At 71.5% G+C, this 8382-nt stretch carries 8 protein-coding genes; 7 read left to right on the top strand and 1 reads right to left on the bottom strand.

What is annotated here, in order from left to right; all coding sequences use genetic code 11:
* On the bottom strand, positions 1 to 600 hold a 600-nt coding region (locus PV350_RS41500; protein WP_500338583.1), incomplete at its 3' end, for a TetR/AcrR family transcriptional regulator.
* 269 nt (positions 601 to 869) lie between these two features.
* Between PV350_RS41500 and PV350_RS41495 the strand changes: the two genes are divergently transcribed.
* The 7 genes from PV350_RS41495 to PV350_RS41465 all read left to right on the top strand — a co-directional run bounded on the left by PV350_RS41495 (position 870) and on the right by PV350_RS41465 (position 8287).
* The gene (locus PV350_RS41495) at positions 870 to 2372 is read left to right on the top strand and encodes an MFS transporter (protein WP_499508965.1); all 1503 of its coding nucleotides are present in this window, start codon (positions 870 to 872) and stop codon (positions 2370 to 2372) included.
* A gap of 109 nt (positions 2373 to 2481) precedes the next feature.
* A complete protein-coding gene (locus PV350_RS41490; RefSeq protein WP_500338581.1) occupies positions 2482 to 3246 on the top strand; it encodes an SDR family NAD(P)-dependent oxidoreductase in 765 nt (254 codons plus the stop codon).
* 223 nt (positions 3247 to 3469) lie between these two features.
* Positions 3470 to 4048 (top strand): RNA polymerase sigma factor, encoded by a 579-nt coding sequence (locus PV350_RS41485; protein WP_500338580.1) that lies wholly within the window; start codon positions 3470 to 3472, stop codon positions 4046 to 4048.
* A complete protein-coding gene (locus PV350_RS41480) occupies positions 4045 to 5277 on the top strand; it encodes a CU044_5270 family protein (RefSeq protein WP_500338579.1) in 1233 nt (410 codons plus the stop codon). The genes PV350_RS41485 and PV350_RS41480 overlap by 4 nt, the downstream gene beginning before the upstream one ends.
* A gap of 388 nt (positions 5278 to 5665) precedes the next feature.
* On the top strand, positions 5666 to 6472 hold the full coding sequence (locus tag PV350_RS41475) for a L,D-transpeptidase family protein (protein ID WP_500338578.1): 807 nt from the start codon (positions 5666 to 5668) through the stop codon (positions 6470 to 6472).
* A complete protein-coding gene (locus tag PV350_RS41470) occupies positions 6469 to 7728 on the top strand; it encodes a L,D-transpeptidase (protein ID WP_499508960.1) in 1260 nt (419 codons plus the stop codon). Before PV350_RS41475 ends, PV350_RS41470 begins: the two co-directional genes overlap by 4 nt.
* Before the next feature lie 115 nt (positions 7729 to 7843).
* Positions 7844 to 8287: a DUF6210 family protein gene (locus PV350_RS41465; RefSeq protein WP_499508959.1), complete on the top strand. Its 444-nt coding sequence runs from the start codon at positions 7844 to 7846 to the stop codon at positions 8285 to 8287.
* Positions 8288 to 8382 lie beyond the last annotated feature (95 nt).

Below are 8382 nucleotides of genomic sequence, written 5' to 3'. Positions count from 1 at the left end.
GGGCGGGGGGCCCGGCAGGGCGGGGCCGTCGGCGGTCTGCATGCCGTCGAAGACCAGGCGCAGGTAGCGCCGCCACAGGTGCGGTTGCGTCGTGTGCACACGTGAGACGGCCAAGGGGATCCCGCTCATCAGCAGCATGACGTCCTGCCCGGTCATGTCCTGGCGGACGGCACCGTGCCGGCGGGCCCGGTCGGTCAGGGCCTCGGTGACGGCGCTCACCCGTTCCTGGCTCTCGCGCACCTCGGCGTGATCATCGGCCACCCCGTGGACGACCTGGCAGAAGGCGCGGTCCTGGACCTGCAGCTCGACGGCGGCGCTCATGAATTCGCGCAGCCCCTCCGCCGGGTCCCCGGCCTCCGTGAGGCGCTCACCGGTCGCGGCGAGGGCGTGCATCTTCTCGCAGACGATCGCCGCCAGAAGATCGTCCTTCGTGGGGAAGTGCCGGAACACGGTTCCCTTGCCGATCCCCGCCCGCTCCGCGATCTGGGCGACGGACACCTCGGTTCCGTGCTCGGCGAATGCCTCGGATGCGGCGCTCACCAGCAGTTTCCTGCTGCGCGCGGCGTCGCTGCGCATCGGCCTGGCCGCCGGGTTCGTCATGGCTTCCTCCGCTCTTCCGCGGCCACTGTAGAGCAACCGGACCGCCCGGTCACATTGCGAGCGGCAACATGACCGCCCGGTCCGCTTCCGTGCTACGGTCAACATGACCACCCGGTCCGCTTATGGCGGCGGGGCGGGGCGACGTCCATGAGGCCCCCCGCACACCGCACCGACCGGCCCCCCACATGGCCGCGGGGCGGTGCCGTCACAGGGCGCCGCCTCCCGTAGCTCCCCTCACCCCTCCTCCCGCACGAGAGACCCCCCTTCCCATGCCTGCACCAAGCCATCCCCGTCCGCGCCATCCCCATCCACGCCGCTGGGCGGCGCTGCTCTTCATCTCCATCGCCCAGCTGATGGTGTTCCTGGACAGCGCCGTCATGAACATCGCGCTGCCCTCCGCCCAGCAGGCCCTGCACTTCTCCGACGGCGGCCGCCAATGGGTCATCACCGCCTACGGCTTGGCCTTCGGCGGCCTGCTCATCGTGGGCGGCCGCCTGGGCGACCTGCTGGGCCGCAAGCGGACCTTCACCATCGGCCTCGTCGGCTTCGCCCTGGCCTCCGCACTGGGTGGTGCCGCGGCCAACCTCGGCACCCTGCTCGTCGCCCGGGCCGGACAAGGCGTCTTCGGCGCACTGCTCGCGCCCGCCGCACTCGCCCTGATCTCCCTGACCTTCACCGACGCCAAGGAGCGGGCCAAGGCCTTCGGCATCTACGGCGCCATCGCCACCGCGGGCGGTGTCCTCGGCCTGCTCCTGGGCGGTGTCCTCACCGAGTACCTGAACTGGCGCTGGTCGATGTTCGTCAACATCCCGTTCGCCGTCATCGGCATCATCGGCGCCCTCACCGTGGTGCACGACGTCCCCAGCGCGGAGAAACGTAGCCGCATCGACGTACCCGGCGCCGTCCTCGCCACGCTCGGGCTGGTCGCCCTGGTCTTCGGCTTCTCCGAGGCCGAGAGCCGCGGCTGGGGCTCCGGCCTCACCGTCACCATGCTCCTCGCCGGCGTGGTGCTGCTCCTGGCCTTCCTGATCACGCAGAGCAGGATCACGTCGCCGCTCCTCCCGCTGCACGTACTGACCGGACGCAACCGCGCCGGCGCCTACCTGTCGGTCGCCTTCGGCGTGATGAGCATGTTCGGCATGTTCCTCTTCCTCAGCTACTACCTGCAGCTGGTCAAGGGGTACTCCCCGATCGCGGCGGGCTTGGCGTTCGTGCCGCTGGGAGTCGCACAGGGCTTCGGCTCCATGGTCCTCGGCACCCGCCTGTCCGCCAGGATGCGCCCCGGCCTGCTGATGACCGCCGGCTACCTCGTCAGCGCGGTCGGCGTGCTCCTGCTCGCCCTGCTGGACGCGGACAGCTCCTACGCCCTGCTCGCCGTCGCCGAGATCATCACCGGCCTCGGCATCGGCACCGCCTTCATGCCCGCCATGAGCCTGGGCACCCACGGGGTCGCCCCCCGGGACGCGGGCGTCGCCTCCGCCATGGTCGGCACCTCGCAGCAGGTCGGCGGCTCGATCGGCACCGCCCTGCTCAACACCATCGCCGCCGGCTCCACCACCGCCTACCTCGCCACCCACGGACACGGTGGCCACGGCCGAGCGGCGACCGATGCCGCGCTGGTCCACGGATTCAGCACGGCCTTCTGGTGGGCCACCGGATTCCTGCTCCTGGCCGCCCTGTTCTCCCTCGTCGCGGTCAACGCCCCCCGCCCGGGCCACAGCGCGACCCCTGCCACGGCGGAAGCCCCGGGAACACCGGCACCCGTCCACTGACCAGTGGGACGGAGGAACCGGCCAAGCCCGCGGCTCCGTGTCCCGCGAACACCCACCCCCGGCATCCCGTGACCTACGCGTGCCATGCCGGGCAACGAAAGGAGACCCCATGTCCCACCGCCTGCAGTCCAAGGTCGTCATCGTCACCGGAGGCACCTCCGGCATGGGCGCGGCCTTCGCGAAGCGCGCCGCGTCCGAGGGGGCGACCGTGCTCATCGGAGCCCGCGACAAGGAACGCGGCGAGGCCACCGCCGCGGAGATCACCCGGGAAGGAGGTACGGCCCTGTTCGTCCCGACGGACGTGACCGTCGAGGAGGAGGTCGCGCACTTGGTCGAAGTCGCCGTCACGGAATTCGGCGGCCTGCACGGCGCCTTCAACAACGCGGGAGGCGGCAACAGTCAGGGCGCGATCGGGGACATCGACGCGTCCTTCTGGGACAGCGTCATCGCCCTCAACCTGACCAGTGTCTTCCACAGCCTCAAGCACGAGATCCCCGCGATCGTCGCCAGCGGCGGCGGCTCCATCGTCAACAACGCCTCCGTCGTCGGAGTGGTGGGCGACCCGGGCGCCGCCGCCTATTCCGCCGCCAAGCACGGCGTCGTGGGCCTCACCCGCTCCACGGCGCTCGACGCGGCCAAGCACGGCGTACGGGTCAACGCCCTGGTGACCGGCCTGGTCAACACCCCCCTGTGGCAGGGCTTCACCGCAAGCAACCCGGAGGCCGCGAGCGCCCTCCTCAACCAGCAGCCGACCGGCCGCGCCGCGGACGAGGCGGAGATCGCCGCCTTCGCCGCCTTCCTGCTCAGTGACGAGAGTCCGTTCATCACCGGCGCGGCCCTCGCCATCGACGGCGCCCTGACCGCGGGCTACTGACCGCCGGCACCGGCGGTGCGTGACGGCGGGGATCCGCCGCCCCCCCCCAGCCATCGGGGGCGGCGGATCCCCGCCGTCCCGACGGCTTCGGGGTCAGGCGGTGTCAGGCTCCGGGTCCCCGGCGTGATGTGGACCACATCCATGGAAATTCTCGATCCGGGATGTAAGAAACGCGCCTCGGCGCTCACTGCATGGTGAGAGAGCAGAGATGAGGGGACGGCGCGTGACACATGCCCAGCGCTTCAGGGACGTCTACGAGGAGTGCCATCCGCGTGTACTTGCCTACGCCACCAGCCTGGTCGGACGGCAGGTAGGGGAGGACATCACCAGCGAGACGTTCACCGTCGCCTGGCGGCGGGTGCGGGACATCCCTCATCCGGCACTGCCGTGGCTCCTGGGCGTGGCCCGCAACCTGGTGCGCGAACTGCGTCGCCGGGACGCCCACCAGTACCTCCTGGCCGCCGAGGAGGCACGGCGCATCAGCAGCGGCGCCCGGACCGACACCGGTGACGTCGCGGCGCAGGTCACCGACCGGCACGACGCGCTGCAGGCCCTCGCGAGCCTGCCCGAGGCCGACCGGGAACTGCTCACGCTGATCGCCTGGCACGGCCTGAGCGCCAAGGAAGCGGCCCAGGTCCTGGACTGCACCACCGCGACGCTGACCGTCCGGCTGTTCCGGGCGCGCCGCCGGCTGGAGAAGGCCCTGGACGCGGCGCCTCCGGCGGAGCCCGTGGCAGAGCCGCCGTCCGCGCCCTCCGCAGAGACCTCGTACCCCACTCACCGCCAAGGAGCACCCGCGTGAAGAACACCCACAAGCCGTCCGGGCGGCCCGACGTCATGAAGGTGCTCGCGGACGCACGGCCCGACGAACTGGACCCGTCCCGGCTCGTGGACCCCGCGCGGCAGCGGGAGGACCTCGCACGCATCGTCGCCGGAGCGACGGACGGCCCCGCGGTGCGCTTCCTCGCGCCGCGCCGCAGGAGCGGGTTCCGGCCGCTGGGAGCGGTGGCCCTGGCAGCCGTGGCGGCGTCCGTGGTGGCCGTGGGCGCACTCGACTGGCAGGAGCCGGCGGACCGGCAGGCCGCCCAGCCGCGGTCCTCCGCCGGGACGGAGGTCCCGGGCACCGGCGCGGACATCCGTGTCGACGGCCACATCGAACTGCTCAGCGCGGCCAGGCAGGCGGAGACCTCGGTCGCCGAGGGAACGTACTGGCAGACGACCACGCGCTCGGAGAACGTGGACGTCGCCGGTGACGAGGGCCACCTCTTCGCCGTGCGCAGCGCGTCGACCGACGAGTGGTCGGTGGGCGTGCGGCCCGGAACCGGGAGCCTGATGGTCTCCGGCCTGGACTCCGTGACCGAGCCCCGGACCGCGGCCGACAAGGCCCGCTGGCAGGCCGCGGGCTCGCCCGGCACGGTGGAGTTCCAGGTCGGGAAGAAGAACGGGACCGGCAAGCTCGCGACGATGATGGGCACCGCGCGGCGGCCCATGGTCATGCGGACGAACGTCGACGACAAGATCTACGCCGTCGGCCCGCACAACGTCACCTTCAAGGACCTTCGCGCACTGCCCTCCACCAGCGCGGAACTGCGCCGCTACCTGGAGCGGCTGTACGCGCAGGACGGCGGCGCCGACACCGGCGCCTCGGCGCGCAGCGCCTGGATCCTGCGCCAGGCCGGCGACCTCATCACGATGCCCGTGAAGCCCGCCGTCCGGGCGGCCGCGTACCGGGTGATGGCGGAGCTGCCCGGAGTCCGGGTGACCGGGCAGGTCACCGATCCCCTGGGACGCGAGGGTGTCGGGGTCGACTTCCCCATCAGCTACCCGGGACCGCTGGGCACGACGCGGGAGCGGCTGATCGTGGACCCGTCCACCGGCGCCATGCTCAGTGACGTGCTCGTACTGGCCGAGCCGTCCGCCCGGGCCGAGGAAGCCGGGCTCGGCGCCGGTACGACGGTCAACTACAACGCGACGACCAGGATGAGCTGGGGCGAGCACCAGATCACCGTGCCGAAGAACGCCCGCAGCTGAGCCCGGGGCCGAGCTCTGCCCGGCCCACCAGGAGCACGCACAAACAGACACAAAGGTGACCCGCCCCCGGTGAGCACCGACTGACGGCCCCGGGGATCCGCCGCTGACGCGCCGCGGCCGATCCCCGGGCGCCGGCCGGCATGACCGGCATGTCCCGTGTCCCCGGCGTCCCGGCCCGGGTCCCCGACATCCGGGCAACCCGAACTGGAGTCCGCCCGGTTGAACGGGTGTGAGACCCCCTTCGCGGCCCAGGGCCGCGCCCATGACACGGGCGCCGATGTCCGGCGTGCCGCATCACCCACCGACACCATCCGGTCCCCGGCCGGAACCGCGCGCCCCGCCACGGGGCCGCCCCCGACTTCCCGCCCTCGTGAGAAAGCCAGCACCCATGCGCCTCCACAGGCCCTACATATCGGCGACCGCGGCGGTCATCGTCTCCTCGCTCGGCATCGCCGCCTACCAGCACCTGCCCGAGGCGAACCCCACCCCTTCCCCCGAGACGGCCTCCGTCGTCCAAGACGCCCCCGACCCGGCGACGGGCCAGCCGGCGGGCGCCCCCGCCACACCGCGGACGACGGGCTCGCCGAAGCCTCCGAAGCCGCAGTACCCCGCCCAACTGCCGGGGCTCGGCCCCAAGACGCTGTCGCAGATCCCGGCCCGCACCCGGCAGGTTGTCCTCGTCACGGGAGCCGGCAAGAAGTCGTCGTCCTCGAAGGTCGTGCTCTGGGAGCGTGTCGACGGCGGCTGGCGTCCGGGCGCGGAATGGGCCGCGCACAACGGCTACAAGGGCTGGACCGACGAGCACTACGCCGGCGACCTGCACAGCCCCATAGGGGTGTTCGGCCTCACCAACGCCGGCGGACTCCTGGCCGACCCCGGCACCAAGCTGCCCTACCACCGTTCCGGTGCCTTCTCCATCAATGACGTCGGCTTCCTGGGCGAACCGCTCGCCGGTTCCTTCGACTACGTGATCGCCATCAACTACAACCGCCAGCCCGGTACGTCGCCGATGAACGGCGCCCAGCCGATGGGCGCGAACCGCGGCGGCGGCATATGGATCCACGTCGACCACGGCGGCCCCACGCACGCGTGCGTCAGCGTCTCCAAGGCACACATGAAGCAGTTGCTGCGGGCCCTCGACCCCGCCGACCACCCCGTCGTCGTCATGGGCGACGCGGCCTCCCTCGCCCGATGACAGTTCCGCGGTCCACAGGAGTAAGCGTGTCATCCCTTCCCCACCGCACCGTGATCGCCCTTGCCGTCGCCGGGGCGTCGGTGCTCACCGCCTGCGCGGGCCAGCAGCCCGCCACCGCGCCCGCCGCGCAAGGGACGGCGCCGTCCACGGCCTCCTCTCCCGAACTGCGCGCCGCGTCGGCCGCCTTCCGCCTCACCACGGGCGCCACCGACGGCGAACGGCACGCATCCATCCGCAGCGCGGGCGACGTCGAGGTCTCCGGCGGGAAGATCTCGTCCGTCACCCTCACCACCGCGGCCGGAGATCCGGTACGCGGCACCGTGACCGCCGACCACCGCCGCTGGTCCCCGGACGGCACCCTGGCCTACGGCACCTCGTACCGGCTCGTCGTCCACGCCTCGGACGAAGCCGGCCGGACACAGACCCGGAGCCTGTCCTTCACCACGCTCACGAAGGACGAGCGCCTCATCGGCACCTTCACCCCCGAGGACGGCTCGACCGTCGGCGTCGGCATGCCCGTGTCGCTGACCTTCAACAAGCCGGTCACCGACAAGGCGGCCGTCGAACGCGGCATACACGTCACCAGCGACGGCGACCAGGAGGTCGTCGGCCACTGGTTCGGCGACCAGCGCCTGGACCTGCGCCCCCAGACGTACTGGAAGGCGCACACCGAGGTCACCCTGAGCCTGCGCCTGGACGGCGTGAAGGGCGCCGCGAAGGCCTACGGAACCCAGGACAAGACGGTCCGCTTCACCGTCGGCCGCCGTCAGGTCTCCACCGTCGACGCCGCCGCCCACACCATGCGCGTCGAGCGCGACGGCAGCACCGTCCGCACGATCGCGATCACCTCCGGCGCACCGGGCAGCACCACGTACAACGGGCAGATGGTGATCTCCCAGAAGCTCATCTCCACCCGCATGGACGGCGCCACCGTGGGATACGCGGGGGAGTACGACATCCCCGACGTCCCGCACGCGATGCGCCTGTCCACCTCCGGCACCTTCATCCACGGCAACTACTGGGCGAACGACTCCGTCTTCGGGAACTCCAACGTGAGCCACGGCTGCGTGGGCCTGAACGACGTCCAGGGCGGCGGCGACTCCGGGCAGGACGCGGCGTGGTTCTACAACAACTCCCTCGTCGGCGACGTGGTCGTCGTCAAGCACTCCCACGACCACACCATCGCGCCCGACAACGGCCTCAACGGCTGGAACATGCCCTGGGAGCAGTGGAAGGCCGGCTCGGCCCTGGCGTAGGTGCGCCTGCCGGGGCGGCCGTCGATGGTCCGGCGCGTCCAGTCCGTCTCCGGCGACGCACCCGGAGCCCGGGCGGTCGTGAGCCGACTCGTACTTCCGTGCGATCCTCCTGATCGTGACTGATGCAGACGGTGGCAAGCGGCACGTCTTCCTTGACCCTCTTGACACAGGTTCCGGTCAGGGCTGGGTGTTCGTCATCGTGGCGGCACCTACCGGCGTGGTCTACCAGAACCAGGGTGGGGGGTACGGCTGCATCCGGTACGAGCAAGAGGGTTTCCTGATCCCGGTCTTCGGGCGGGGGCTGGACGACGAGCTGAAGGAGATCTTCGTCGGGGAGCTGCAGGGGACCGGGGCCAGAGGGCTGGACTGGCCGGCGGACCTGCTCGATCGGCTGAGGGCAGCGGTCGCCTTCCACGTCTTCGGCTCCGCGAACCGGGACGACCTCTTCCCTGCGCCGCTCATGCTCGACGAATCCCGACTCTCCGAGGTGGACGAGGCCTGGGTTCCAGTGGTGACACCCGATGGTCCCGGGGTCCTCGTCTGGGAGAACTCCGACTAGGACTTGTCCGGCCGATCATGTGCGGAGCCAGATGACGAGGGCTGCTGCAGTGGCTGTGCCGAGGTAGACATAGCCGCGCTTGTCATAGCGAGTGG

This window comes from Streptomyces sp. PA03-6a (assembly GCF_033792765.1).
Taxonomy (GTDB): domain Bacteria; phylum Actinomycetota; class Actinomycetes; order Streptomycetales; family Streptomycetaceae; genus Actinacidiphila.
This window is presented reverse-complemented; position numbering and strand designations above follow the sequence as displayed.

Excerpts from the sequence above, each read along its gene's own strand:
- PV350_RS41470 (WP_499508960.1), top strand. The coding sequence starts at position 6,469 with ATGACAGTTCCGCGGTCCACAGGAGTAAGCGTGTCATCCCTTCCCCAC.
- PV350_RS41475 (WP_500338578.1), top strand. The coding sequence starts at position 5,666 with ATGCGCCTCCACAGGCCCTACATATCGGCGACCGCGGCGGTCATCGTC.
- PV350_RS41495 (WP_499508965.1), top strand. The coding sequence starts at position 870 with ATGCCTGCACCAAGCCATCCCCGTCCGCGCCATCCCCATCCACGCCGC.
- PV350_RS41490 (WP_500338581.1), top strand. The coding sequence starts at position 2,482 with ATGTCCCACCGCCTGCAGTCCAAGGTCGTCATCGTCACCGGAGGCACC.